The sequence below is a fragment of the Vibrio sp. OPT24 genome (assembly GCF_015163545.1).
Classification (GTDB): Bacteria; Pseudomonadota; Gammaproteobacteria; order Enterobacterales; family Vibrionaceae; genus Vibrio; species Vibrio cyclitrophicus.
Map to the genome: position 1 here is coordinate 310,157 of NZ_JADDYI010000020.1, position 25,786 is coordinate 335,942.

Annotated in this window: 24 protein-coding genes and 10 tRNA genes; 8 read left to right on the forward strand and 26 right to left on the reverse strand. The window is 44.3% G+C overall.

All coding sequences use genetic code 11. The features are described 5' to 3' along the window. The 6 genes from IQO02_RS07030 to yacG form a co-directional block, all read left to right on the forward strand. A partial coding sequence (locus tag IQO02_RS07030) for an ATPase, T2SS/T4P/T4SS family (protein WP_228006020.1) occupies positions 1 to 1,165 on the forward strand: 1,165 nt, incomplete at its 5' end. 14 nt (positions 1,166 to 1,179) lie between these two features. Further along, a complete protein-coding gene (locus IQO02_RS07035; protein ID WP_193838521.1) occupies positions 1,180 to 2,409 on the forward strand; it encodes a type II secretion system F family protein in 1,230 nt (409 codons plus the stop codon). Between the two features lie 66 nt (positions 2,410 to 2,475). Continuing rightward, positions 2,476 to 3,345: a prepilin peptidase gene (locus tag IQO02_RS07040; RefSeq protein WP_016793488.1), complete on the forward strand. Its 870-nt coding sequence runs from the start codon at positions 2,476 to 2,478 to the stop codon at positions 3,343 to 3,345. 2 nt (positions 3,346 to 3,347) lie between these two features. Then, complete coding sequence (coaE, locus tag IQO02_RS07045) at positions 3,348 to 3,962, forward strand: dephospho-CoA kinase (RefSeq protein ID WP_065099652.1); 615 nt, start codon at positions 3,348 to 3,350, stop codon at positions 3,960 to 3,962. A gap of 26 nt (positions 3,963 to 3,988) precedes the next feature. Next, on the forward strand, positions 3,989 to 4,729 hold the full coding sequence (gene zapD, locus IQO02_RS07050; protein WP_010435917.1) for a cell division protein ZapD: 741 nt from the start codon (positions 3,989 to 3,991) through the stop codon (positions 4,727 to 4,729). Between the two features lie 81 nt (positions 4,730 to 4,810). Beyond that, complete coding sequence (gene yacG, locus IQO02_RS07055) at positions 4,811 to 5,008, forward strand: DNA gyrase inhibitor YacG (protein ID WP_010435916.1); 198 nt, start codon at positions 4,811 to 4,813, stop codon at positions 5,006 to 5,008. 260 nt (positions 5,009 to 5,268) lie between these two features. Here the strand turns inward: yacG and rplS are convergent, their stop codons facing one another. The 5 genes from rplS to ffh form a co-directional block, all read right to left on the reverse strand. Further along, the gene (rplS, locus tag IQO02_RS07060) at positions 5,269 to 5,622 is read right to left on the reverse strand and encodes a 50S ribosomal protein L19 (RefSeq protein WP_004735514.1); all 354 of its coding nucleotides are present in this window, start codon (positions 5,620 to 5,622) and stop codon (positions 5,269 to 5,271) included. Between the two features lie 59 nt (positions 5,623 to 5,681). Further along, on the reverse strand, positions 5,682 to 6,422 hold the full coding sequence (gene trmD / locus IQO02_RS07065) for a tRNA (guanosine(37)-N1)-methyltransferase TrmD (protein WP_010435912.1): 741 nt from the start codon (positions 6,420 to 6,422) through the stop codon (positions 5,682 to 5,684). Between the two features lie 26 nt (positions 6,423 to 6,448). Next, positions 6,449 to 7,003 (reverse strand): ribosome maturation factor RimM, encoded by a 555-nt coding sequence (gene rimM, locus IQO02_RS07070; protein WP_016768202.1) that lies wholly within the window; start codon positions 7,001 to 7,003, stop codon positions 6,449 to 6,451. A 24-nt stretch (positions 7,004 to 7,027) separates the two neighbouring features. Next, positions 7,028 to 7,276, reverse strand: a complete 249-nt coding sequence (gene rpsP, locus IQO02_RS07075; protein ID WP_004410028.1) for a 30S ribosomal protein S16 — start codon at positions 7,274 to 7,276, stop codon at positions 7,028 to 7,030. A 212-nt stretch (positions 7,277 to 7,488) separates the two neighbouring features. Next, the gene (gene ffh, locus IQO02_RS07080; RefSeq protein ID WP_010435884.1) at positions 7,489 to 8,883 is read right to left on the reverse strand and encodes a signal recognition particle protein; all 1,395 of its coding nucleotides are present in this window, start codon (positions 8,881 to 8,883) and stop codon (positions 7,489 to 7,491) included. A 200-nt stretch (positions 8,884 to 9,083) separates the two neighbouring features. Between ffh and IQO02_RS07085 the strand changes: the two genes are divergently transcribed. Further along, a complete protein-coding gene (locus IQO02_RS07085; RefSeq protein ID WP_010435882.1) occupies positions 9,084 to 9,878 on the forward strand; it encodes a cytochrome C assembly family protein in 795 nt (264 codons plus the stop codon). Between the two features lie 127 nt (positions 9,879 to 10,005). Continuing rightward, positions 10,006 to 11,277 carry an HlyC/CorC family transporter gene (locus IQO02_RS07090; protein WP_010435880.1) on the forward strand — a complete coding sequence of 424 codons (1,272 nt, stop codon included), beginning with the start codon at positions 10,006 to 10,008 and terminating at the stop codon, positions 11,275 to 11,277. 138 nt (positions 11,278 to 11,415) lie between these two features. Here the strand turns inward: IQO02_RS07090 and luxS are convergent, their stop codons facing one another. From luxS to IQO02_RS07195, 21 genes are all read right to left on the reverse strand, one after another. Beyond that, positions 11,416 to 11,934 carry an S-ribosylhomocysteine lyase gene (luxS, locus tag IQO02_RS07095; RefSeq protein ID WP_010435876.1) on the reverse strand — a complete coding sequence of 173 codons (519 nt, stop codon included), beginning with the start codon at positions 11,932 to 11,934 and terminating at the stop codon, positions 11,416 to 11,418. 24 nt (positions 11,935 to 11,958) lie between these two features. After that, complete coding sequence (locus tag IQO02_RS07100; protein WP_010435873.1) at positions 11,959 to 12,609, reverse strand: hypothetical protein; 651 nt, start codon at positions 12,607 to 12,609, stop codon at positions 11,959 to 11,961. Positions 12,610 to 12,619: 10 nt separating this feature from the next. Continuing rightward, complete coding sequence (gene gshA / locus IQO02_RS07105) at positions 12,620 to 14,188, reverse strand: glutamate--cysteine ligase (RefSeq protein ID WP_010435871.1); 1,569 nt, start codon at positions 14,186 to 14,188, stop codon at positions 12,620 to 12,622. Between the two features lie 99 nt (positions 14,189 to 14,287). Further along, a complete protein-coding gene (locus IQO02_RS07110) occupies positions 14,288 to 17,146 on the reverse strand; it encodes a M16 family metallopeptidase (RefSeq protein ID WP_102282759.1) in 2,859 nt (952 codons plus the stop codon). A gap of 9 nt (positions 17,147 to 17,155) precedes the next feature. Then, on the reverse strand, positions 17,156 to 17,617 hold the full coding sequence (locus IQO02_RS07115) for a YqaA family protein (protein ID WP_010435850.1): 462 nt from the start codon (positions 17,615 to 17,617) through the stop codon (positions 17,156 to 17,158). A 6-nt stretch (positions 17,618 to 17,623) separates the two neighbouring features. Then, a complete protein-coding gene (locus IQO02_RS07120; RefSeq protein WP_016783766.1) occupies positions 17,624 to 18,577 on the reverse strand; it encodes an NADP-dependent oxidoreductase in 954 nt (317 codons plus the stop codon). Between the two features lie 170 nt (positions 18,578 to 18,747). Next, positions 18,748 to 19,878, reverse strand: a complete 1,131-nt coding sequence (locus tag IQO02_RS07125) for a sodium ion-translocating decarboxylase subunit beta (protein WP_010435846.1) — start codon at positions 19,876 to 19,878, stop codon at positions 18,748 to 18,750. A gap of 9 nt (positions 19,879 to 19,887) precedes the next feature. Next, positions 19,888 to 21,672: a sodium-extruding oxaloacetate decarboxylase subunit alpha gene (gene oadA / locus IQO02_RS07130; protein WP_016768196.1), complete on the reverse strand. Its 1,785-nt coding sequence runs from the start codon at positions 21,670 to 21,672 to the stop codon at positions 19,888 to 19,890. 31 nt (positions 21,673 to 21,703) lie between these two features. Then, entirely contained in the window at positions 21,704 to 21,961 is a 258-nt protein-coding gene (locus IQO02_RS07135) for an oxaloacetate decarboxylase subunit gamma (protein ID WP_010435831.1), read from the reverse strand. A gap of 375 nt (positions 21,962 to 22,336) precedes the next feature. Continuing rightward, positions 22,337 to 22,413 (reverse strand) — tRNA-Arg (locus IQO02_RS07140). 81 nt (positions 22,414 to 22,494) lie between these two features. Then, positions 22,495 to 22,571 (reverse strand) — tRNA-Arg (locus tag IQO02_RS07145). Between the two features lie 57 nt (positions 22,572 to 22,628). Beyond that, a tRNA-Arg gene (locus IQO02_RS07150) sits at positions 22,629 to 22,705 on the reverse strand. A 58-nt stretch (positions 22,706 to 22,763) separates the two neighbouring features. Then, positions 22,764 to 22,840: transfer RNA gene (locus IQO02_RS07155), tRNA-Arg, on the reverse strand. A 79-nt stretch (positions 22,841 to 22,919) separates the two neighbouring features. Further along, positions 22,920 to 22,996: transfer RNA gene (locus IQO02_RS07160), tRNA-Arg, on the reverse strand. A gap of 57 nt (positions 22,997 to 23,053) precedes the next feature. Then, positions 23,054 to 23,130: transfer RNA gene (locus IQO02_RS07165), tRNA-Arg, on the reverse strand. A gap of 80 nt (positions 23,131 to 23,210) precedes the next feature. After that, positions 23,211 to 23,287 (reverse strand) — tRNA-Arg (locus IQO02_RS07170). Between the two features lie 89 nt (positions 23,288 to 23,376). Beyond that, positions 23,377 to 23,469 (reverse strand) — tRNA-Ser (locus IQO02_RS07175). Positions 23,470 to 23,513: 44 nt separating this feature from the next. After that, positions 23,514 to 23,590 (reverse strand) — tRNA-Arg (locus IQO02_RS07180). Between the two features lie 44 nt (positions 23,591 to 23,634). Further along, positions 23,635 to 23,727: transfer RNA gene (locus IQO02_RS07185), tRNA-Ser, on the reverse strand. 474 nt (positions 23,728 to 24,201) lie between these two features. Next, complete coding sequence (gene csrA, locus IQO02_RS07190) at positions 24,202 to 24,399, reverse strand: carbon storage regulator CsrA (RefSeq protein WP_009847619.1); 198 nt, start codon at positions 24,397 to 24,399, stop codon at positions 24,202 to 24,204. 92 nt (positions 24,400 to 24,491) lie between these two features. Continuing rightward, the gene (locus IQO02_RS07195) at positions 24,492 to 25,673 is read right to left on the reverse strand and encodes an aspartate kinase (RefSeq protein ID WP_010435816.1); all 1,182 of its coding nucleotides are present in this window, start codon (positions 25,671 to 25,673) and stop codon (positions 24,492 to 24,494) included. Between the last annotated feature and the right edge of the window lie 113 nt (positions 25,674 to 25,786).

The following is a 25,786-nucleotide window of genomic DNA, read 5'->3' on the forward strand; positions in this document are numbered from 1 at the left end:
TCTCAGCCAAGATGACTCTCCTGTGAGTCGCTTTATCAATCAGATTCTGGTTGATGCGGTGCGTAAAGGCGCATCGGACATCCACTTCGAACCTTACGAAGAGCATTACCGAGTTCGCCTACGTTGTGATGGCATTCTTGTCGAGATCCAACAGCCCGCCTCTCATTTAAGCCGTCGTCTGTCAGCTCGCTTAAAGATCCTCGCTAAACTCGATATTGCCGAACGTCGCTTGCCTCAAGATGGTCGTATCAAACTGCGTTTAAATGACGAACTGGCAATTGATATGCGTGTGTCTACGCTGCCAACATTGTGGGGAGAAAAGATCGTACTGCGATTGCTTGATAGCAGTGCGGCCAATCTCGATATCGATAAGCTCGGTTACAGCGAGGCTCAAAAAGCCCTCTACCTCAATGCACTAAAGCGCCCGCAAGGGATGATCTTAATGACCGGGCCAACCGGCAGCGGTAAAACGGTTTCTCTTTATACTGGACTTCGAGTACTCAACACCTCTGAACGCAACATCTCAACAGCTGAAGACCCTGTAGAGATTAACCTGTGTGGCATCAATCAGGTACAAGTGACGCCTAAGATTGGCTTTGGTTTCGCCGAGGCACTACGATCGTTTTTACGACAAGACCCAGACATCGTGATGGTTGGAGAAATCCGAGATTTAGAAACCGCCGAAATCGCGATCAAAGCCTCCCAAACCGGGCATTTAGTACTTTCAACACTGCACACTAACTCAGCCGCAGAAACCGTGACCCGGCTTGCTCATATGGGAATCGAGCCCTTCAACCTTGCTTCGTCTTTGAGCTTGATTATTGCTCAGCGTCTTGCGAGACGCTTGTGTAACCACTGTAAAACCGCAGACGACTCACCAGACATTTATCTGCGCCACTCTATCCCAAACAGCCAAACCATCTACAAAGCCAACTCTCAAGGCTGTAATGAATGTAACCAAGGTTACTCAGGTCGAGTCGGTATCTATGAAGTGATGCCGTTTACCGACAAGCTAAAAACCAGCCTTATCAACAAACCCAATGCGCTAGCGATTGAAGATCTCGCGCGTAGAGAAGGCATGCGCACTCTGCAAGAGTCAGGGCTAGATAAACTGCTTGAAGGCACCACCAGCTATCAAGAGCTACAACGTGTTCTATACCTATAATTCACGGAGCGAAAATGAGTAGTAAAAGCAAACAATCACAACTAAAAAACTACCATTGGAAGGGAATCAATAGTTCTGGCAAGAAAATGTCTGGGCAGAGCTTAGCGCTCACCGAATTAGAAGTGCGAGAGAAGCTCAAAGAGCAACATATCCAAATTAAGAAAATCAAAAAGAAAAGTATCTCCGCAATCACTCGTTTAACCCATAGAGTCAAAGCCAAAGACATCACTATTTTGACGAGACAGCTTGCTACCATGCTCGCTACGGGTGTGCCTATCGTGCAAGCCATAAAGTTGGTATCAGATAATCATCGTAAAGCAGAAATGAAATCTATTTTATCGCATATCTGCAAAGGTGTAGAAGCCGGAACGCCAATCTCAAAAGCAATGAGAACCGCAAGCCGCCACTTTGACGATCTCTACACCGACCTAGTCGCCACCGGAGAGCTTTCCGGCAACCTCGCACAAGTCTTTGAACGCTTAGCGACATATCGTGAAAAAAGTGAACAGTTAAAAGCTAAGGTGGTGAAAGCGCTTATCTATCCAGCAATGGTGGTCACGGTTGCGCTGACCGTCTCCTATCTCATGCTAACCATGGTCATCCCAGAGTTTGAATCGATGTTTTCAGGCTTTGGTGCCGATCTTCCCTGGTTCACCCAACAAGTCCTCGACCTGTCTCATTGGATGCAAGCTTACAGTTTTTATACCGCCCTAGGCATCGGGGCTACCACGCTGGTTGTTCATCAACTGTGCCAACGTTCTTACTCGATTCGACTATCAGCCAGCCGCTTAGTGTTACGCTTTCCTGTACTTGGTAGCGTAATGGCAAAGGCCTCTATCGCCAAGTTCAGCCGCACCTTATCAACCAGCTTTAGCTCTGGTATTCCCATCTTAATGAGCCTCAAAACCACCGCAAAGACTGCAGGTAATCTGCATTATGAATCTGCGATCATCGAAGTACACCGAGAAACAGCCGCGGGTATGCCGATGTATATTGCAATGCGCAATACCAATGCCTTCCCTGAAATGGTGTTACAGATGGTGATGATTGGTGAAGAGTCAGGTAACCTTGATGATATGCTGAATAAAGTCGCTTCCATCTATGAGTTTGAAGTCGACAATACCGTCGACAACTTAGGCAAAATTTTAGAGCCACTGATCATCGTGTTTTTAGGTACGGTTGTGGGTGGGCTTGTTGTCGCGATGTACTTACCAATCTTTAATCTTATGAGTGTGTTAGGATAGTTAAAAGCGACTAAACACCCATGAGTAGAAACCTCTGCTCACCTTGATCAAGTGGTAAAGGACACTATGGAAGTATTTCACTACTATCCTTGGCTATTCCCCGTATTAGCTTTCATTTTTAGCCTTCTTATCGGTAGTTTTCTCAACGTGGTCATACATCGTTTACCGATTATGATGGAGCGAGAGTGGCAACAAGAGTGCTCGGAGTATTTCTCTCAATATAAAATTCCAGCACCAGAGGGGAAGTTTAACCTCAGCATTCCTCGCTCTACTTGCCCTAAGTGTAAAACCCAACTAAGAGTAATCGACAACATCCCGGTATTAAGCTGGTTATTCCTAAAGGGCAAGTGCCACAGTTGTGCTAACCCAATCAGTGCTCGCTACCCTTTGGTCGAACTGCTTACGGCGATACTTTGTACCGTAGTCGCTAGCCACTTTGGTTTCAGTTATTACGCGATTGCGCTGATATTTTTCACCTTTGCTTTGATTACCGCGACCTTTATCGATCTCGATACTATGTTATTGCCAGATCAAATCACCTTGCCTTTAGTTTGGTCTGGTATCGCTTTAGCACTGTTTAATATCAGCCCGGTATCGCTGCAAGATTCCGTCGTTGGAGCGATGGCTGGTTACCTAGCACTTTGGTCTGTTTACTGGCTGTTCAAGCTGCTCACTGGCAAAGAAGGGATGGGGTACGGTGATTTTAAATTGCTAGCGGCATTAGGGGCATGGCTTGGTTGGCAACATCTACCAATGATCATCCTTCTATCATCGCTAGTGGGCCTTGTGTTCGGATTGATTCAACTGCGACTGAAGCAACAAGGCATAGATAAAGCCTTTCCGTTTGGCCCCTACCTTGCGATTGCGGGATGGGTAAGCTTGATGTGGGGTAACGACATCATGGGTTGGTATTTCACTTCTGTACTAGGAATTTAACCATGGCAACGATCATAGGATTAAGTGGTGGTATCGCCAGTGGCAAAACCACCGTGGCTAACCTCTTCAACGAACATTTTAATATTGATATTGTCGATGCTGATATTGTGGCTCGTGAAGTCGTAGCACTGGGCAGCGAAGGTCTCAAACAGATTACTGCTCATTTTGGGGAGGCTATCTTACTTGAAGATGGCACGCTCAACCGAAGTAAACTGCGTGAGCTAATCTTCTCAGATCCCAAACAGAAGATGTGGCTCAATGACCTCCTTCATCCCATGATCCGCGATAAAATTGACAGTGACCTGTCTAAAGTGACCTCTCCTTATGCTTTATTAGTAGCACCTCTATTAATCGAAAACCATATGCAAGGCATGGCTGATCGCGTATTAATTGTTGATGTGCCAGTAGAAGTACAAATAGAGCGTACGATGAATCGTGATAACGTTTCTAGGGAACAAGTTGCGTCAATTTTAAAATCACAGACTTCAAGAGAACAACGCTTAGCAGTTGCAGATGATGTGATTAAAAACCATACTAAAAACCAAGAACTTTTGCCTCAAATCACAGATTTACATCAAAAGTATCTGGCAATCAGTACAGTAGATGGGTCAGAATAGAACAATGTTGAATGAAGGTTTGCTCGATGATCACCCACAAATTTGAACATCCTCTAAATGAGAAAACACGAATCTACTTAAGAGTTGAATCACTCTTGAGGCAGCTACACTTGTCTTCTACATTTTCCGATGCTCAACAGTATCAACTCTTTTTCCGTTCGATCTTTGATTTGATTGAAATCTTTGAACAGATCCAACTCAAAAGCGAGCTCGCAAAAGATATTGAGAAGCAGCGTGTAACCTACAAAAGCTGGTTAGATGTTGAAGGTGTCGATCAAGAAATGCTGACTTCACTGCTCAACGACATTAGCAATATCTATCGTGAATTGATGCAGGCAGAGCGTTTTGGCCAGTCACTTAAAGAAGACCGCTTCCTAAGTGCTATTCGTCAACGCTTTAACCTACCTGGTGGCTCATGTTGCTTTGATTTACCTGCGCTACATTATTGGTTACACCTCCCTCTCGATAAGAGAATGAGAGACGCCAAAACGTGGATGGATAGCCTACAGCCTTTGTATGAGGCGCTAACGCTATGGCTGAAACTAACCAGAGAAACAGGTCACTTTAAAGATCAAATTGCGCGTGCTGGTTTCTTCCAGAGCGATGCTGATGAAGCGAATATCCTACGTCTTTCTATTCCAATGCAATACGGCGCCTACCCGATGATCTCGGGGCACAAAAACCGTTTTGCCGTGAAATTTATGAGCTTTGAGACTGGACAAGCCTGCACTCAAGATATCGAATTTGAATTAGCAATCTGCACCTAATTAATTGTCTTTTATCGTTTGGCTTGAGTACTTATTCAGGCCCAAACTCATTGTTATTGTACCTCCAAATAAAGAATCACTATGTCGAAAAAAATCACCATCGTTAAATGCCCTCAATGTAATGCTGACGTTGAATGGGGTGAACAAAGCCCACATCGCCCGTTTTGCAGCAAGCAATGTCAGATGATTGATTTTGGAGAATGGGCAGACGAAGAGAACAGTATCGCTGGCGCACCGGATATGTCGGATAGCGATGGTTGGTCAGAAGATCCGTACTAAGCGAATAGCGAATAGAATTTGAAGGATTGGCGTTTAACGTCAGTCCTTTTTTTATTGTCTCTAACATGGCGCTAGTAGAGATTCCCTACTCCTTCGTCAGTCTAGGGAATGACGGTTAAATATGAGTTTAGGTTTTGTCCGTAACCCTCAAGAGCAAGAGATGAGCGAGCTGGGGATCTCCTACCTACGATACGCTAAGTAGCAGGCACAAAAAAGCGGAGCCAAATGGCTCCGCTTTTATCGATAGAATGCAAAAAGAATTACTTCTTAGTAAGCTTCTCTTTAATACGAGCTGACTTACCAGAACGCTCACGTAGGTAGTACAACTTGGCACGACGTACTGCACCACGGCGTTTAACTTCGATGCTATCAACCATTGGAGAGTGAGTTTGGAACGCACGCTCTACGCCTTCACCGTTCGAGATCTTACGAACTGTAAATGCAGAGTGTAGACCACGGTTACGAATAGCGATTACAACGCCTTCGAAAGCCTGTAGACGCTCACGGTCACCTTCTTTTACCTTAACCTGAACTACAACAGTGTCACCTGGTGCGAATTTAGGAAGGTCTGATTTTAGTTGCTCTTCTTCAAGAGCCTTGATGATGTTGCTCATTTGTATAAATTCCTAGAATAAACTGATACTAAATTTAATAGGTTACTGCTTGCTTTTCGTTAAGAGCGATGCTCTTTAATGAATTCAGCCAGTAATTGTTCCTGTTCGTCAGTCAGAGCTAGGTTTTCCAGGAGTTCTGGTCTTCTTAGCCAAGTTCGGCCCAGCGATTGTTTCAACCGCCAGCGACGAATATCCTTATGGTTTCCAGACTTGAGTACCGATGGCACATCTTTATCGTCTAGCACCTCAGGGCGCGTATAATGGGGACAATCTAGCAAACCATTTGCAAAAGAATCTTCTTCTGCTGAAGCGAAATCTCCAAGTACACCCGGAACAAACCGAGATACTGAATCAATCAACGTCATGGCTGGTAGCTCACCACCCGTCATCACAAAATCGCCAATCGACCATTCTTCGTCGACTTCAGATTGAATGATGCGCTCATCTACCCCTTCATAGCGACCACAAATAAGAAGTAAATTCTCGTTTGTTGCCAGCTCTTCAACACCTTTTTGGTCGAGTTTACGACCTTGAGGTGAAAGATAGATAACTTTCGTCTTCCCCGGTGCTGCTTGCTTGGCAGTTTTGATAGCGTCGCGCAAAGGCTGAACCATCATTAACATGCCAGGACCACCACCGTAAGGTCTGTCATCAACAGTGCGATGTTTATCATGAGTGAAATCACGAGGATTCCATGTCTCAATAGATAAAAGACCTTTCTTAACCGCTTGACCTGTTACTCCAAAATCAGTAACAGAACGGAACATTTCAGGAAACAGGCTAATTACGCCAACCCACATGTGTTCTCTCGCTCTGTAATTTGGAGTTAGAATCCAGGATCCCAGTCAACTTCGATCCGGCGAGCTTCGCGATCAACTTTCTTGATCACTTGCTCTTCAAGGTACGGTACTAACCGTTCCTTTTGGCCAAAAGCATCTTTAAGATTTGCTTTGATTACTAGAACATCGTTCGAGCCAGTTTCTAACAGGTCAGTGACCTCACCAAGGTTGTAGCCTTTAGTTGTAAAAACTTGCATACCAAACAATTCGCGCCAGTAGAATTCATCTTCTGACAATTCAGGTAACGAAGCAGGGTCAATAGCAATTTCAAAGTTAGTCATCAGTTGCGCGTCTTCACGAACATCTAATCCCGCTAGCTTACATACATAACCTTGGCCATGACGTTTCCAGCTCTCAACTTTGTACTCAACCCACTTACCCTTTAGGTTTAAATACCAAGGGCTGTAATCAAATATGCTTTCAGCATTGTCTGTGTAGGAGAACACTTTAAGCCAGCCACGAATACCATAGGTAGACCCAAGTTTACCCATGACAATTCTATTGTTTTGCTCGCTCATAGTTTCTTTACCCTTCATCGACATAAGCTATTTCTCTTTAAAAAAGAATTAAGCCGCTTTTTGAGCGTCTTTAACTAGCTTAGCTACACGATCAGATAGAGATGCGCCTTGACCAACCCAGTGGTTAACACGATCTAGGTCTAGACGTAGACCTTCTTCTTGACCTTGAGCAGTAGGGTTAAAGAAACCTACTTTCTCGATGAAACGGCCAGTTGCAGCGTTACGGCTATCCGCAACTACGATTTGATAAAATGGGCGCTTCTTTGCACCGTGACGTGCCAAACGAATGGTTACCATGTCGTCCTCTTTGCTTTCTTAATAAAATAATTAACCCCAAGTATAAGTAAATAGCTTGGGGTCTCGTGCCAAATTAAAGCCCCGGAATTTTACTCTTATTCCGGTGCAATGCAAGGGCTTTAGCTATTTTTTCACCAACATAGCTGCCGAACACTTTCTGTGACACGGCTAACACTATGAAAAGTAACGTAGCTAAAGGTTACATTTGTAGATTATCGACCAAACGGGTTAAAACCACCACCCATTCCGCCCATACCTCCACCGCCGCCCATCATGCCTTGCATGTTGCGCATCATGCCTTTCATTCCACCTTTTTGCATTTTCTTCATCATCTTCTGCATTTGGGTGAACTGTTTAAGCATACGGTTTACATCTTGTACCTGAGTACCAGAACCAGCAGCAATACGCTTTTTGCGAGAGCCTTTGATTAGGTCAGGGCGTTGACGCTCTTTCATTGTCATAGAGTTGATGATCGCTTCCATCTGCTTGAACATCTTGTCATCAACTTTATCTTTAACGTTATCTGGTAGCTGAGACATACCTGGAAGCTTATCCATCATGCCCATCATGCCGCCCATATTTTGCATCTGACCAAGCTGTTCACGGAAGTCTTCTAGGTCAAAACCTTTCTTCTCTTTGAACTTCTTCGCCAGTTTCTCTGCTTTCTCGGTATCAACGTTCTTTTGTAGGTCTTCAATTAAAGACAGTACGTCGCCCATACCTAGGATACGAGAAGCAACACGATCTGGGTGGAACGGTTCTAGTGCATCAGTTTTTTCACCAACACCTAAGAATTTAATCGGTTTACCCGTGATATGACGAACAGACAGTGCAGCACCACCACGCGCATCACCATCAACTTTCGTCAAGATAACACCGGTTAGTGGTAGAGCATCACCAAAGGCTTTAGCCGTGTTCGCTGCATCTTGACCTGTCATAGCATCAACAACGAATAGAGTTTCTACTGGCTTAATTGCCGTATGAAGCTCTTTGATTTCGCCCATCATCTCTTCATCGATAGCTAAACGACCCGCCGTATCGACAAGCAGCACGTCGTAGAATTTTTTCTTCGCATGGTCGATTGCAGCGTTTGCAATATCAAGAGGCTTTTGATCCGCTGAAGACGGGAAGAAGTCTACGCCCACATCGCTTGCTAACGTTTCAAGTTGTTTTATCGCCGCAGGACGGTAAACGTCGGCAGACACAACCAATACTTTCTTCTTGTCACGCTCAGTCAGGAGCTTAGATAACTTACCTACCGATGTGGTTTTACCCGCACCTTGTAGACCCGCCATTAAGATGACTGCTGGCGGTTGCGCTGCTAGATTAAGAGCTTCGTTAGACTCACCCATCACCGCTTCAAGTTCAGCTTGAACGATCTTAATGAATTCTTGACCCGGTGTTAGAGATTTAGATACCTCAACACCCACAGCGCCTTCTTTTACGCGCTTAACAAAATCACGGACAACTGGCAATGCAACGTCGGCTTCAAGTAGCGCCATACGTACTTCACGCAGCGTCTCTTTAATATTGTCTTCGGTCAGACGACCTTTACCGCTGATGTTCTTCAGCGTTTTGGATAGACGATCCGTTAAATTATCAAACATAGTTTTCTCTTCGCTCAAAACTGCGACTATTACTGTGAGTATACATTAGCGCGGATTAGAGTCATACCCGTTGTAGAGCGTTAATCATCCGTGCTTGTGATGTGAGACATTATTCACTTGGAATTGAATGAGGTTCACCATAGCCCCAAAGAGCGATGCGAGGTATAATTCGCCAATTAGTAATCATTTAAATGGATACCATGGACAGTCTTATTGCGATCGCAGCAGCCTTTCTTTATATAATGGCGATTTCCACGATCATTCCAGGTCTCGTGCACCAAACAGGGATCCGTGTAAAAACGGTGCTTATCAGCGCATTACTTGCTCTAGTTTTTCATGCTTTGTTGCTTGGCGATTTGATTTTTAATGCCAGTGGCCAAAACCTAAGTATCTTGAACGTTGCTTCATTAATCAGTTTAATTATCTCTGTGGTAATGAGCGGTGCCATGCTCAAAACCCGTTTGTGGTTCATCTTGCCCGTTGTTTATAGCTTCGCTGCGTTGAATTTGATGGCGGCCACTTTTCTTCCAAGCACCTTCATCAAACATTTAGAGAACGATCCAAAACTGCTCGTACACATATCTTTGGCGTTGTTCTCGTACGCAACGCTTACCATCGGTGCGCTATACGCCCTACAGCTCGCTTGGCTCGATCACAAACTTAAAAAGAAGAAAGCCCTAGTGATAAACCCTAACTTACCTCCTTTAATGATGGTGGAAAGGCAGCTTTTCAAGATCATTTTGATTGGTAATGGTTTATTAACGGGTACTTTATTGACTGGCCTTATCTTCGTACAAGATATGTTTGCTCAAGGAAAAGCACACAAGGCTGTATTGTCTTTTATCGCTTGGGTTATCTACTCCATCCTTTTGTGGGGTCACTACCAGAAAGGTTGGCGTGGACAAAAAGTGACTTGGTTCGCCTTAGCAGGTGCCAGCATGCTGACATTAGCCTACTTCGGTAGTCGCTTCGTTCAAGAAATAATCCTGAACTAATCTGTAAAATAAAGGCAAGGTCTCGTGTACCTTGCCTTTAATATATTGAGTGCAAGACATTCAATTGACATCTCGGCCATGTTCGGTCATAAATTAATCAAGATACACAAATAGGAAAAGAATAGTTTTGGACGACATATCAACGGGTATCTTATTTGCGCTACTCGCGTGTCTCATTGTAATTTCTGGTTATTTTTCTGGTTCCGAAACGGGCATGATGTCCTTGAACCGCTACCGTTTAAAGCACTTGGCCAATACGGGTCATAAAGGTGCGAAGCGTGTAGAAAAACTTCTGAACCGCCCAGACAGATTGATTGGCCTCATTCTCATCGGTAACAATCTCGTCAATATTCTAGCATCAGCGATCGCGACTATTCTAGGTATGCGCATCTACGGGGATATCGGTGTGGCTATCGCTACAGGTGTCCTGACTCTCGTGATCCTTGTGTTTGCCGAAGTCACCCCAAAAACCATCGCCTCTCTGTTTCCTGAACGTGTCTCTTACGCCAGCAGTATTCTATTGATGATACTGATGAAGGTACTGTCACCACTGGTGATTTTAGTGAACTTCATTACTAACGGGTTCATTCGTATCTTAGGAGTCAAAGCCAGTCACGATGCAACCGACCACTTAAGCTCAGAAGAGCTGAGAACCGTGGTAAATGAAGCGGGAAGCTTAATACCTCAGCGTCACCAAGATATGTTGGTCTCTATTCTAGATTTAGAGCACGTCACCGTGAATGACATCATGGTGCCACGTAATGAGATCACCGGCATCGACATCAATGATGATTGGAAATCAATCGTCCGCCAACTGACTCACTCACCTCATGGCCGTATCGTGTTATACCGCGATCAAATAGATGAAGTGGTTGGCATGCTGAGACTGCGAGAAGCTTATCGTTTGATGCTTGAAAAAAACGAGTTCAATAAAGAGACGCTGTTACGTGCTGCAGATGAGATCTATTTTATCCCTGAAGCGACACCACTCAACATTCAACTACTGAAATTCCAACGCAATAAACAGCGTATCGGTTTAATTGTTGATGAGTATGGCGATATTAATGGATTGGTTACACTAGAAGATATTCTTGAAGAGATCGTTGGTGAGTTCACGACTTCAATTACACCTAGCTTGTCGGAAGAAATCACTCCGCAAAGTGATGGGAGCTTCTTGATTGAAGGTAGCGCTAACATCAGAGACATAAACAAAGGCTTACAGTGGGCTCTGCCTACCGACGGTCCAAGAACGCTTAATGGTTTGATATTAGAGCACCTCGAAGATATTCCTGAGAGCCACTTAAGTGTTCAAGTTGCGAGTCACCCAATGGAAATCGTAGAACTTGAAGAGAACCGTATCAAACTGGTTCGCGTGTTCCCGCAGGTCGTGAATGGGTAATGATTGAGTGACCACTATCGGTTGAGAGCAATTGCTTACTCTCACGCTTAGATAAAAATAGATTGATAAACAAAAGAAGGCCCGGTTCATCGAACCGGGCCTTTTAATATCTAGCTAATTTAAAATAAATCTAAATGATTAGTCGATTTTAAGCTCTTGTAGCATAGACTCTGGCAACGCCAGTTCGTCATTTTTGTTTACAGAGATACCAGCTGAGATGATCGCATTGGCAATCTCTTTCGCTTCATCCAAAGAATGCATTGCCGCAGTACCACATTGGTATTCGTTCAACTCAGGAATTTTATTTTGATTCTCAACTTTCAGCACATCTTGCATTGCTGCCAACCAGCCGTCCGCTACCTGTTGCTCTGTAGGTGTACCAATTAGGCTCATGTAGAAACCAGTACGACAACCCATCGGTGAAATGTCGATAATCTCTACATCTGAACCGTTCAGTTGATTACGCATGAATCCAGCATATAAGTGCTCAAGCGTGTGGATACCTTTCTCAGATAGGATATCTTTGTTTGGCGCAGTAAAACGCAGGTCAAACACAGTGATGGTATCCCCTTTCGGGGTTTGCATTGTTTTAGCAACACGAACGGCTGGTGCGTTCATGCGTGTGTGATCAACAGTGAAACTATCTAATAAAGGCATTGCTCTTCTCCATGACGGTTGGCTTTAGAAAAACCAACTTCGATTGTCTTCCAGTTCTTTGCGGCACTGTTTAAGTTGCCAGCCATAATCTTTTGCTTGTTGTTCTACTTTGCGAGCCACCTTAATTAAAGATGGTTTGCTGTTGTATGATTTACGCTTATAACCACCACGCCCTTCATGATAAGCCAGGTATTGGTTATAAGGATCCCACAAAGAAATTCCAAGCTGACGGCGCGTCTCGTTGGTGTACCAACCAATGAACATCAATGCATCATCGAAGTTGGTTCTTGAGCCACCGTTATTGGTCGCTTTTTGGAAATCTTCCCAAGCAGGATCTTGAGCTTGCGCATAACCGTAGGCACTACTTACACGCCCCCAAGGAATGAAGCCCAGAATATAATCTTTTGGTGGGCGCGCATCATGACGAAAGCTACTTTCTTGTTTCACAAAAGCCATCGCTACGTTGATTGGTGTGCCCCACTTTTCTTGCATATCCAAGGCATCTTCATACCACGATGGGTGTTCTCTGAAGATGCTACACAGATTATCTTGCTGTTTAGGCGGTGGCGTTGCACAGCCAACCAACAGGCTAGAGACAACACCAACAGTGATGACAGGTAACCATTTACCACTCGCATGAGTAGGCTGACCTAATAAGGCTTGCTTCCTTTCCACCAAAGTCTCGCTATGCTTTTAAATACGAAAAATAATCCGCTAAGAAGCTATCAAAGTCTTGAGTGCTAGCTTCTTCACTTTGTTGCTGAGCAATCATAGAGCGTTGAACTTCCGCTTCCATCAACTCAGCTGAATACACTTTGTACTGGTGCGCTTTATGTTGCTGAGCGTAAGTTTTTCCTAACGCACAACCTACATTACCCAAACCACCTAATTTTTTGGTTTCTTCAAGCAACTGACCTGAAATAGTCAGCTCTGGATTATCAATCCAAGTTTCAAGCGTATCGCAAGTTTCTTGGTAAGCGCGGCCACCTTGCTCTGCATCCATCATTTCAGCAATAGAACGCAAATCTTTGAATACACGCTTAGCCCAGTCTTGTAATGATAGTCTCTCGCCGTCACAACCAATTTTCAGTTCTAAACCAACCTGACGACCTTCTAAGATTACCTTGTTCCAGTTATCTCGCCAGCATTCCAACTCACAATTATCCATCTCAGCAGAGTCTGTTAACACGCTCCACGTTAGGAACAGGTCAAGGAAACGAACCTGCTGCTCATTGATACCAACTGAACTGAATGGGTTTACATCTAAAGAACGAACTTCTATGTACTCAACACCACTGCGAGCCAATGCTTCAGACGGCTTCTCACCGTTTTTCGCTACGCGCTTAGGGCGAATTGGCGCATACAGCTCATTCTCAATTTGAAGAACGTTAGTATTAAGTTGACGATATTCACCATCAACCTTAGTACCAATCTCAGCAAACTCTTCTGATGGTGTACGAATCGCTTCATTCAAACCTTCGAGGTACTGACCTAGGCTGTTGAAACCAATTTTCAATACACTTTGAGCGCTGTTAGTGTAGCCAAGATCACTCAGGCGAAGTGCCGTTGCTTTTGGCAGGTATAGTGTCTCACCAATTTTTTCAAAAGGTAGGTTTGTTTCTCTTCCTTTAATGAAAGAAGGGCACAATGCCGGTGAAGCACCAAAGAAATATGGGATTAACCAACCAAAACGGTAGTAATTACGAATCAAACCAAAGTACGCATCTGACTTAGCTTCACAACGCGCTTCTTCTGTTTGCTCACCAAACAAGCTATCCCAGAAACTTTCAGGGAAAGAAAAGTTAAAATGAACACCTGAAATGATTTGCATCAGACTACCGTAGCGGCGCTTTAAGCCTTCACGATATAGCGTCTTCATTTTGCCGTTGTTAGAGGTGCCGTATTGCGCCAGCTGAATGTCATCTTCACTCCCTACGTAACAAGGCATTGAAAGCGGCCACATTTTCTCGCCATCTAACTTGGTTTGTGTGAAATGATGGATATCAGATAACTGATTCAAAAGAGTCGGAACGTCGTTAGAAACAGGCGTAATAAACTCCAGTAGCGACTCGGAAAAATCGGTCGTTACCCATCCGTTCATCAACGCAGATCCCAAAGCCTTTGGGTGCGGCCCAGTAGCAAGATGCCCATCTTCCGTGTAGCGTAACGTTTCCCTTTCAACACCACGACCAAATTGAGAGAAGGTCTTAGGGTTGGTTGCAACTTGCTTTAGTCGCGCAGCAAAATCAGTCAAAATTCAGTTCACTTATCTTATATCGTTCTGATTAGAACTATCATAAATTAGGTTGGAGGAGAAAAGTAGAGTCTATTCCCTCCCCCTTTAATGTGTACTCTAACGAATGATTTCAAGCTCTTCTATTGGAATATCTAACTTTTCTAATTGAGGACGAAGCGAAGTCGCATCGCCAACAACGATTATTTGATAATCATTCGGGTCAAACCATTTCTTCGATAGCTCGTTTAACGTCTCTTTTGAGACGGTTTCAACTATCTGATTACGTTGTTGTAGGTAATCTTCATCTAGGCTCAATGCGACAATATTACTCAACAAACCAGCCTTTTGACTTGGTGTTTCGTATTTAAGCGCATCTTGTTGACCGACGGCAAGGCGCATAAATTTCACCTCTTCGTCAGTTAATCCACTCTGACTAAACTCATTCAGTTCATTAATAAACTCTTGAATCGATGGAACCGTCGCATTGGCTCTCACTTGAGCACTAAATACTACGGCACCGGTTTCTCGAGTACTCGCGAAGTAACCGCTTGCACCGTAAGTGTACGCCTTGTCTTCACGTAAGTTTTGGTTAATGCGGCTATTGAAGTTACCGGCCAAGTTAAAGTTGGCTAGCTGGCTCAAATACAACTCTCCAGTCGCGTCGAAAGGTAAACCTTTACGCACTAAACGAACGATGCTCTGTGGTGCTCCTGGTTTATCCACTAAGTACAAACGTTGCCCTGAAAGCTCTTTGATGATCTGAGGACGCGTTAGTGGTGCCGCATCGCCTTGCCATTGTTCGAAGAATTGAAGCTGCTTGCTGGCCTCTTTCTTCGAGATGTCGCCTACAATAACAATATTAGCCCCCTCAGGAGTATAGTGCTGACTGTAAAACAGTTTTACATCGTCTAAGGTTAACGATTCTAAAGAGGCCTTAGTACCATCACTAGCTCGACCAAAGATGCTGTTGCCAAACAAAACTTCACGTGTGGCTTGAGAAGCCATCCAGCTTGGTTGTTGATGCTGATAAACCACCCCTTCTAACATCTGTTTCTTAACGCGTTCGAAATCTTGCTCATCAAACTTAGGCTTAAATAGAACCTCTTCTGCTATTGCTAAGGTTTGAGGCAAATTTTTCTCTAACGTTGAGATAGAAATATCCGTGGTGTAGCTGCCCGCGTTTATGCTAACGCTACTGCCCAATTTATCTAAGATTGCTTGTAACTCTTCAACCGTTCGTTGAGTCGAGCCTTCTTCCATCATCGCTGCGGTTAGGTTTGCTAGGCCTTCTTGACCTTGACGAACATAACGCTCACCAGCAGGAAGCTGAATTTGTAGCTGTACTGTCGGTGTTTCATTGGTCTCGGTACCAATCAAGTCAGTACCGTTTGCAAAGTGCATGCGATAAAGATCAGGCATAGTTGCTTCAACACCAAAGTTCACTTCAGGCATCACACTGCGATCAAAAGTATTCGGTGCTTTTCTGATATCAAGCTGATCTTCCGTTACCTTGCTGTATTCAGGCAGAGTACGATCGGGGGTAGTGAAAGTGGCTTCACGAACCGCTAAATCGAGCTGTTTTTTCGGAACGACACTCAACGTCACCTTATGCTTACCCTCGATAAAATCTTGATAAGCTTTGCTAACACTTTCAGGCGTAACCGCTCGAATTTGATCTAACTGCGATTCAATACGATCCGGTTGGCCATAGAAAGTTTGATTAGAAGCGAGTTGTGACACCTTGCCTTTGACACTTTGCAGCGCAAAAACCGCATCCGCTTCAGCCATACCAGTAATTTGGTCTAAGCGCTCTTGTTCAACACCCTCTTTAGAAAATTGTTCTAAGGTATCCATCAATTCTTTATTAAGAACCGTCAAATCACCTTTTTTACCCGAGTTGCCCATCGCATAAACATACATAGTACAAGCGAGTTCAGCACAATCATGGAAAGATCCTGCGCTTACTGCTTTTTGTGTTTTTACTAGGTTTTGATACAGGTAACTGTTGGTACCAGAACCCAATACGTTAGACAGAGCATTTATTGACGCTTGTGTTTCTTCACCGCGATAAGTCGTCGGCCAGCCGACAAGCACCATCGGCTGACGAATATTATCTTCTAGGGTGATGTATTTATCTTCTTTTAGTATCGCTGGTTGCTTCTCTGCAGCCTTAACTTCCGGGCCTCTAGGGATAGGACCAAAATACTTGTTAATCCACTCTAGCGTGTCATCAACATCGATATCACCACCAATCGTCAATACTGCATTATTTGGACCATACCAACGTAAGAAGAAAGCCTTAAGATCATTCACATCAACGCGGTCTAGATCTTCAACATAACCAATTGGTTGCCAAGAATATGGGTGGCCTTCAGGGTAAAGAGCTTCACCCATTCGTTCCCACATTAAACCGTAAGGGCGGTTTTCATAACTCTGAGCTCGTTCGTTTTTAACCGTGCCTCTTTGAACCTCAAATTTCTTTTGAGAAACCGCGTCCAATAGGAAACCCATTCGGTCTGATTCTAACCACAACATTTTCTCAAGTTGGTTAGAAGGAACCGTTTCAAAGTAATTGGTACGATCGCGGTTAGTAGTGCCGTTTAGCGAACCACCCGCTTCGGTAATAATCTTAAAGTGTTGCTGGTCACCGACGTTCTCAGAGCCTTGGAACATCATGTGTTCAAAGAAGTGTGCAAAGCCCGACTTCCCAATCTGTTCACGAGCAGAACCGACGTGATAAGTCACATCGACATGCACCAATGGATCAGAATCATCAGGGGAAAGAATAACAGTTAGACCATTCTCAAGTTGATACTTAGTATAAGGGATCACAACTTTATCTTTGGAAGGTTTAACTTCTTCTAATAAAGTGACGCCTTCCGGTAATGAAGAAAAGAAGGGTGTTGAGCTAGGTACATTGTAAGAACAGCCTACGATGGCGATAAGAGAAAATGTACCAAGTAAAACCTTTTTCATAGGTTCTCCTTAGAAAAAACCGAAGTAAATAGCAGCTAGTAAGCTATAGCGAGCGGCCTTGCCAATTGCTATCAAGATAACGCTAGGGATGAATTTCATTCTTAGCCAACCCGCAGCAAGACACAACGGATCACCAATGATCGGTAACCAACTAAACAACAGAGTCCAATAACCATAGCGGCTCAGCCAAGCCATAGCCTTATGACCATGTTTTTCAGATTCAGTTCGGTTAGGCAACCACAAACCAATCCAATAATTGGTCAAGCCGCCTAAGGTATTGCCAAGTGTCGCCAAAAGGATAATCGATGATGTTGAGAACTGATCTAAGCTCAAGGCAGCCACAAGGCTTGCTTCTGAACCGCCGGGTAACAATGTGGCACTCAAAAAGCCACTGATGAAGAGTACCCATAGCGCTGAATCTGAAAACCACAACGCTATATTTTCAAAAAGAGAATTGAAAAACTCTAGCACTGCATATCAACCTTCTTGCATTTTAAGTAGTACCTTGCCTCTGGTGTGTCCGGTTTCAACCTGTAGGTGAGCCGACTGCGCTTCGTCTAACGGGTAAATACCTTGAATTTCTGTTTTGAGCAATCCAACGCTAACCATGTAAAGCATGGTATCCATTTGCTCTGGGTTTGGCTCAACCAGCATACCTGATGCAGTAAAGCCTAATAATGTTGCTTTTTCGCAAATCAATTCAGCAGATAAAGTTGGGACTGTCACAACTCTTGCACCATCTTTTAAGCACTTCAGTGCATCAAGAGCGGTGTCTCCACCGACAAGATCGATCAAAACATCAACATCAGAGACTCGTTCAGATGCCGGAGCAAATTTATAGTTGATCGCATGAGCCCCTAATGTCGCTAGGTAATCAAGGTTGGATTCACTACAAGTTGTGTAGACTTCAGCTTTTGCCGCCACAGCGATTTGAACCGCTAGGTGACCAACGCCGCCTGCCCCCGCCAGAATGAGTACGCGATCGCCCTCTTTCACTTCAGCTTTGTTTAGTGCTTGTGCTGCTGTTTGGCTAGCGAGTGGCAGTGCAGCTGCCGCTTCTAGCGTAACTGAATCAGGTACCATGCTTAAGGCTGCTTCTGGAACACACACATACTGGCTGTAGCCGCCACCTTGCAGTGGGAAACCAATAAAGCCAGCTACATTATCGCCAATAGCAAAGTGCTCAGTCTGATCGCCTACCGTGACGATTTGCCCTGAAATGTCGTAACCAGGAACCCAAGGAAGGTTCTCTTTGTTCTGCGCCGCGGCCCAACCGAGGCCTGCACGAGTTTTAACATCAATCGGATTAATGCCCGAAAAAGAAACTTTAACCACCACTTCTCCAGCTTTAGGCTCAGGAATAGCACGGGTTTGAATACTAAGGTTTTCGACGCCGCCGAATTGAGTAATCGCTATCTGTTTATTTTCCATTTCCACATTTCCTTGATTGATAAAGCCCTAGTGAGCAAACACCCTAATTGATAAAAAGAAAGGGATGCGAAAGCATCCCTTTGACTATAAACCATTTAATAAGGCTAAGTTAACCGCTCATTCGTAAATTGACGACCAATTAACGTAACGATACATGACCTAGTATTTTATTAGCCTACTAGCGCTAATAAAATACCCGCAGCAACCGCACTACCAAGTACACCAGCCACGTTAGGTCCCATTGCATGCATTAACAAGAAGTTCTGAGGGTTTGCCTCAAGTCCAACCTTGTTCACAACACGAGCCGCCATCGGAACGGCTGATACACCAGCTGCACCAATAAGTGGGTTAATGTCTTCTTTCGAGAAGCGGTTAAGCACCTTCGCCATCAAGACACCACCGGCCGTACCAATACTGAACGCCACGGCACCTAAACCGAGAATACCAAGCGTCTCTAGGTTCAAGAACGTATCTGCTTGAAGCTTAGAACCAACGCCTAGACCTAGGAAAATAGTCACGATGTTAATCAGTTCATTTTGGGCTGTTTTTGAAAGACGATCCACTACACCAGCTTCACGCATTAAGTTACCCAAACAGAACATACCTACGAGAGGTGTTGCTGAAGGTAGGAACAAAATCGTCATCAATAGCACAGCCAGCGGGAAAAGAATTTTCTCTGCTTTGCTAACATGACGAAGTTGAGCCATCTTAATCTTACGTTCTTCCGGTGACGTTAACGCTTTCATAATTGGAGGCTGAATAATAGGAACCAAAGCCATGTAGCTATATGCCGCTACGGCGATTGCGCCTAATAGATCAGGAGATAACTTACTCGCCAAGAAGATCGCAGTTGGGCCGTCGGCACCACCAATGATCGCAATTGACGAAGCATCTGCCATCGAGAACTCCATTCCAGGAACATAATTCAGCAAGATTGCACCAAATAATGTTGCAAAGATACCAAACTGAGCAGCAGCGCCTAGCCACAGTGTTTTAGGGTTCGCAATTAACGCACCGAAGTCCGTCATAGCACCAACACCCATAAAGATTAGTAGTGGAAAAATACCCGTCTCAATACCTACGTAGTAGACGTAGTAAAGCAAACCACCAGGCTCAGTAAATCCAGCATTTGGAATGTTTGCTAATACTGCACCAAAACCAATCGGTAACAACAATAAAGGTTCAAACCCTTTTCGAATTGCCAAAAACAACAATAAGCAACCAACCAGCATCATACAGATTTGGCCGAACTCAAAGTTAGCAATTCCTGTTTCAGACCATAAGGTCATCAATCCTTCCATGGTACTCCCTTACGCCAAGCTTAGTAGTGGAGCGCCTACAGTAACTGCATCGCCTTCTTTAACATTCAATTCTTGAACGATACCACCACGAGCAGCACGAACTTCCGTTTCCATCTTCATCGCTTCCAAGATAAGCAGAACATCGCCTTCAGCAACCTCCGCACCCGGTTGAACGATAACTTTAAAGATGTTGCCCGCCAATGGCGCAGGTACGGATTCCGCATCAGACGCTGCCACTGGTGCCGTTTGAGTCGCTTGAGCCGGTTTTGCCGATGGTGTTACTGATGTAAGTTCACCTTGTGGGCCAACTTCAACATCATAAACTTGACCATCAACCTTCACGCTATAGCTTTCAATACCACCAGAAGCTTGTACAGGAGCTGCTGCAACTGGAGACGCTGTTTCTAGTGTTGGCGCAGGCTCAAATGCTTCAGGGTTATGACGATTTTTAAGGAACTTAAGACCTACTTGTGGGAACAATGCGTAAGTAAGAACATCATCAACCGTGTCTTCAGCTAATGAAATACCGTCTGATTTTGCTTTTTCTAAAAGCTCTGTCGTTAGCGTATCCATCTCTGATTTAAGTAAATCAGCAGGGCGACAAGTGATTGGCTCAGCACCATCGAGAACTTTAGCTTGCAGTTCAGTATCAACTTCAGCAGGAGCTTGACCGTATTCACCTTTCAGTAGACCAGCCGTCTCTTTAGTGATGCTCTTATAGCGTTCACCCGTTAGCACATTGATAACCGCTTGAGTACCGACAATCTGAGAAGTTGGTGTTACCAAAGGAATGTACCCAAGCTCTTTGCGTACGCGTGGTATCTCTTCCAGTACCTCATCCATACGATCGGCCGCACCTTGCTCTTTCAGCTGGCCTTCCATATTGGTTAGCATGCCACCAGGAACTTGAGCAATTAAAATACGAGAATCCACACCTTTTAACTGACCTTCCCATTTTGCGTACTTTTTACGTACATCACGGAAATAAGATGCAATAGGCTCAATCTGATCAAGTTTAAGGTTAGTATCGCGCTCAGTACCCTCTAACATCGCCACAACAGTTTCAGTTGGCGTGTGACCGTAGGTACAGCTCATTGAAGAAATAGCGGTGTCTAGAATATCGATTCCCGCTTCAACGGCTTTAACCGCGGTTGCTGTCGATAGACCTGTTGTTGCGTGGCTATGTAGCGCTAGAGGCACGTCACAAGACGCTTTGATACGAGTAATCAGCTCTTCAGCTTCATACGGCTTCAATAAGCCTGACATATCTTTAATACATAGAGAGTGACACCCTAAATCCTCTAAGCGTTTAGCCAAATCAACCCAAGTATCTGAGTTGTGAACCGGACTGGTTGTATAAGACAAAGTACCTTGAGCGTGACCACCAACGTCGATCGTTGCTTTCACTGCTGTTTCAAAGTTACGTACATCATTCATCGCATCAAAGATACGGAAAACATCCATACCATTCTGGTGTGCACGTTCAACAAACTTTTCGACTACATCATCCGCGTAGTGACGGTAACCCAGCAGGTTTTGACCACGCAGTAGCATCTGCATTGGTGTGTTTGGCATCGCTTTTTTCAGTTCGCGCAAGCGCTCCCATGGATCCTCTCCAAGAAAACGGATACACGAATCAAACGTCGCTCCGCCCCAAGTCTCTAATGACCAGTAACCGACTTTATCCAGTTCTGCCGCAATTGGCAGCATATCTTCGATACGCATACGAGTAGCAAATAGTGACTGGTGCGCGTCACGAAGTACCACATCTGTGATAGCTAGTGGTTTAGACATGCTCATAAACTCCTTTTTAATCCTTTAAATGCTACTTAGCAGTAGACGCACGGTATTGATGAACCGCGGCCGAAATTGCTGCCACAACTTGTGGACTAACAGCTGAAGGGTTTGATTGTGATTTTTTAATTTTTTTAGGTGCTGCGATCGGTTCAGGTACTTCTTCTGGTACCAGTTTTGACATCAACCGAACGAGGTAAACTAGAATAGTTAGGAAAATAAAGACAACGGACATACCCGTTATCATTAGAGTTGCCGCATCTCCTAGCAGGCTTCCAATATTAGTCATGTTGCTTCCTTTCTTCGTCATCCTGACATGTGCGCAGGATTTCAGCGAATAGTTATCCCGACCCATGGATTATCTCGATTGCTAAAAGTTTGTCAATTTTGTTTAAGGTTCTGTTACGGATAACGCACACATCAGGTTAATTATTCGCCTATCAGATCACATAAATCTGTTAAATACGTCATTTTTAGATATTTAAACTGTGACTTAAACGGGGCTCTTCTGGGAAATGATATGAGAAAGGTGGAATAAGAAGGAAGTACTCAAGAACTACTTAAAATACAATAAGTTAAATAATCATTAAATTTAACATTGCAGCAACAATTTTACAGCAAGTATAAAAAAAGCCTCGCATAAACGAGGCTTTTTTTAATAATGTGGCGCGCTCTGGAGGATTCGAACCTCCGACCGCCTGGTTCGTAGCCAGGTACTCTATCCAGCTGAGCTAAGAGCGCACGGTTTTAATATCAGTTTATTGTTAGTAACAACATATCAATATAAGGATTTCATTCTCATAAGAAAGAAGCCCTAAAGAGTGGCGCGTCCTGGAGGATTCGAACCTCCGACCGCCTGGTTCGTAGCCAGGTACTCTATCCAGCTGAGCTAAGGACGCACGGTTTTCGATATCAGTATTTCCAATATCAGGAGTTCACAAGGAAACCCTAAAGAGTGGCGCGTCCTGGAGGATTCGAACCTCCGACCGCCTGGTTCGTAGCCAGGTACTCTATCCAGCTGAGCTAAGGACGCGCAGTTTTCGATATCGGTACTCCCAATATCAGGGGTTCATAAAAGAAACCCTAAATAGTGGCGCGCTCTGGAGGATTCGAACCTCCGACCGCCTGGTTCGTAGCCAGGTACTCTATCCAGCTGAGCTAAGAGCGCACGGTTTTAGTATCAATTCGCTGTAAACAGCTATTCAATACAAGGGTTTCTATTCTTATAAGAAAGAAGCCCTAAAGAGTGGCGCGTCCTGGAGGATTCGAACCTCCGACCGCCTGGTTCGTAGCCAGGTACTCTATCCAGCTGAGCTAAGGACGCACGATTTTCGATATCAGTATTTCCAACATCAGGAGTTCACAAGGAAACCCTAAAGAGTGGCGCGCTCTGGAGGATTCGAACCTCCGACCGCCTGGTTCGTAGCCAGGTACTCTATCCAGCTGAGCTAAGAGCGCACGGTTTTAGTATCAACTTGTTGTAATCAACAATTCAATACAAGGATTTTCATTCTCGTAAGAAAGAAGCCCTTAAATAGTGGCGCGTCCTGGAGGATTCGAACCTCCGACCGCCTGGTTCGTAGCCAGGTACTCTATCCAGCTGAGCTAAGGACGCACGGTGTTCATTCACTTAGAATGAAGTTGTGAAATATATCACATTCTTCTTGCTACGAAGAAAAAAAAAGGCCATCGGCCTGTAATGAATGGCGGTGAGGGAGGGATTCGAACCCTCGATGCGGCTACAAACCACATACTCCCTTAGCAGGGGAGCGCCTTCGGCCACTCGGCCACCTCACCTAATTCATTATTCCCAAATCACTTACAAGTAAGAGAAAAGAGAATGGCGCGTCCTGGAGGATTCGAACCTCCGACCGCCTGGTTCGTAGCCAGGTACTCTATCCAGCTGAGCTAAGGACGCACATTTACATTTGTCTAAGTTGCTAATTTTAGACTCGCAAGAAATGGCGGTGAGGGAGGGATTCGAACCCTCGATGCAGCTACAAACCACATACTCCCTTAGCAGGGGAGCGCCTTCGGCCTCTCGGCCACCTCACCGTCTTGCGGAGGCACATATTACGTTTTACCGAAAATATGTCAAACACTTTATTGAAAAAAATTGGACAAAAACACTCAACCGTTTGCTATTTAATCAAAGCGCTTGCAAATTGAACTTCCAAGATCAATTTAACGCATTTTCCCTTAAAAATTAAGGCGAAAGATTGACGATAATAAACAGTCGAAACAATTATCTATTTTATCCAGTAACAAGTGTTACCGCTGTTTGCACCATACTACGGGATGCATTATTGCGCCATAGGGCAAGCTAACAAAACTTGAGTTTTAGCCAACAAATAAACCGTCAAACGAACGACTTCAATCACATCTGTGTCTCACCACTTTATGAAGTATTCGTTTCACTGCCGCAGTGATCATCTAGCTGGTCGTCAATTTATATAGAAATACTCTTTTCTATTCTGCAAGATCAAAAAAGGCTAGCAATAATGCTAGCCTCTTCTCTACGCAAAAGTATTAGTAGTTGCCAGGTGCAACGTTACCATTACCTTTTTCAGCTTGAATGCGCATGTAAATCTCTTCACGGTGAACAGATACTTCTTTAGGTGCGTTAACACCGATACGTACTTGATTACCTTTAACGCCCAGTACAGTAACTGTTACTTCATCACCAATCATCAGTGTTTCGCCAACGCGGCGAGTCAAAATTAGCATTCTTTGCTCCTTGAGTAATCTCTAAATTTATCTAGCTACGAGAGCATTATCCAACAAAAGTTATATTTTCGTAAACTATCGATTGAGTTTATTTAACCAAAATGCACTTCTTTTTTAGGATAATCCTGTGTTTCACGCGCTACGATGTATGCATTGTGTAATATGTTAGCAGCCATATCGACTTGCGTTGGTGATATCACCAAAGTTAAAGACTGCTGCTGCAATAAGTGATGTTGTACATCAATTTCGCCTTCAGACAACAATCCATGTGAACTGACCACAATATCTTGTGTTCGGCTTCCTACCACAGTTAACAAACTAACCTGTTCACTATTACGGATTTTTTCGGCAAAAACTAGTTTTAATTTAGCACTTATGTCTTGTTTAATAATGAGCGCTGCCCGTTCTGTTTCCTCGATCACACTACAGACTTCGATCCCTAACAAATGGCATTGCGATATAAAAGACGGTAAATCATCATTCAAACACTCAATACGCACCATATCTCTTTGAATGGCGATGCCAGCGATCTCATTCAAACACTGATTGCCCGCAATTAACGTGCCCTCGCCTGATTCAAAACTTGATAGCACTCTCAATGGCAGATTATGTTGCCACGCATACTGGACACACGGTAGATGCAGCACTTTAGCGCCTCTACGGGCCATCTCTTCCATCGAGGGAAAATCTAGCGTATCCAGTTTTTTAGAATGCTTAACGACTCTAGGGTCACAAGAATAAACACCATCAACATCAGTATAGATTTGGCACTCTTTAGCCTGCAGTGCGCCCGCTAGTGCAACCGCCGTGGTATCTGAACCGCCACGGCCTAATGTCGTTATATCGCCTTTGGCACTGAAACCTTGAAAGCCAGCCACTACGACAATTTGACCATCATCTAACAGGGCTTGAATTGGAGCGGTATCAATACGCTCAATCGTCGCATTATTATGATTTGAATCGGTGTGTATCTTAGCTTGATAACCCGTCATCGATGTCGCTTCATAACCTAACTTGTGCAACGTCATCGCCAACAAAGCCATGGAAACTTGCTCTCCAGCCGTTAACAGCACATCCAGTTCTCTAGCGTTTGGTACGCTATCAATTTGCGAGGCTAAGTTAACTAACCGATTTGTTTCACCTGACATAGCAGAAACGACAACCACTACCTGGTTACCTTCATTTTTCGCTTCAATGATTTTATCTGCTACATGATGGATTCGCTCTATTGAACCCACCGACGTTCCACCAAATTTCTGCACGATAAGAGGCATTTTCACCCTTCCTCACCTTCCCAAGACCAATGTCTATATATGACAAAAAAACACTCGCTCCGCGTCATAGCGAAGCAATAAAAAATTAACCAAGGAGTCTAACGTTACCATTA

Excerpts from the sequence above, each read along its gene's own strand:
- IQO02_RS07125 (WP_010435846.1), bottom strand. The coding sequence starts at position 19,878 with ATGGAAGGATTGATGACCTTATGGTCTGAAACAGGAATTGCTAACTTT.
- trmD (WP_010435912.1), bottom strand. The coding sequence starts at position 6,422 with ATGTGGGTTGGCGTAATTAGCCTGTTTCCTGAAATGTTCCGTTCTGTT.
- ffh (WP_010435884.1), bottom strand. The coding sequence starts at position 8,883 with ATGTTTGATAATTTAACGGATCGTCTATCCAAAACGCTGAAGAACATC.
- IQO02_RS07110 (WP_102282759.1), bottom strand. The coding sequence starts at position 17,146 with ATGAAAAAGGTTTTACTTGGTACATTTTCTCTTATCGCCATCGTAGGC.
- IQO02_RS07085 (WP_010435882.1), top strand. The coding sequence starts at position 9,084 with ATGGACAGTCTTATTGCGATCGCAGCAGCCTTTCTTTATATAATGGCG.
- rplS (WP_004735514.1), bottom strand. The coding sequence starts at position 5,622 with ATGAGCAACATCATCAAGGCTCTTGAAGAAGAGCAACTAAAATCAGAC.
- rpsP (WP_004410028.1), bottom strand. The coding sequence starts at position 7,276 with ATGGTAACCATTCGTTTGGCACGTCACGGTGCAAAGAAGCGCCCATTT.
- luxS (WP_010435876.1), bottom strand. The coding sequence starts at position 11,934 with ATGCCTTTATTAGATAGTTTCACTGTTGATCACACACGCATGAACGCA.
- IQO02_RS07120 (WP_016783766.1), bottom strand. The coding sequence starts at position 18,577 with ATGGAAAATAAACAGATAGCGATTACTCAATTCGGCGGCGTCGAAAAC.
- IQO02_RS07135 (WP_010435831.1), bottom strand. The coding sequence starts at position 21,961 with ATGACTAATATTGGAAGCCTGCTAGGAGATGCGGCAACTCTAATGATA.
- rimM (WP_016768202.1), bottom strand. The coding sequence starts at position 7,003 with ATGTCGATGAAGGGTAAAGAAACTATGAGCGAGCAAAACAATAGAATT.
- IQO02_RS07035 (WP_193838521.1), top strand. The coding sequence starts at position 1,180 with ATGAGTAGTAAAAGCAAACAATCACAACTAAAAAACTACCATTGGAAG.
- oadA (WP_016768196.1), bottom strand. The coding sequence starts at position 21,672 with ATGTCTAAACCACTAGCTATCACAGATGTGGTACTTCGTGACGCGCAC.
- IQO02_RS07040 (WP_016793488.1), top strand. The coding sequence starts at position 2,476 with ATGGAAGTATTTCACTACTATCCTTGGCTATTCCCCGTATTAGCTTTC.
- IQO02_RS07195 (WP_010435816.1), bottom strand. The coding sequence starts at position 25,673 with ATGCCTCTTATCGTGCAGAAATTTGGTGGAACGTCGGTGGGTTCAATA.
- zapD (WP_010435917.1), top strand. The coding sequence starts at position 3,989 with ATGATCACCCACAAATTTGAACATCCTCTAAATGAGAAAACACGAATC.
- yacG (WP_010435916.1), top strand. The coding sequence starts at position 4,811 with ATGTCGAAAAAAATCACCATCGTTAAATGCCCTCAATGTAATGCTGAC.
- csrA (WP_009847619.1), bottom strand. The coding sequence starts at position 24,399 with ATGCTAATTTTGACTCGCCGCGTTGGCGAAACACTGATGATTGGTGAT.
- coaE (WP_065099652.1), top strand. The coding sequence starts at position 3,348 with ATGGCAACGATCATAGGATTAAGTGGTGGTATCGCCAGTGGCAAAACC.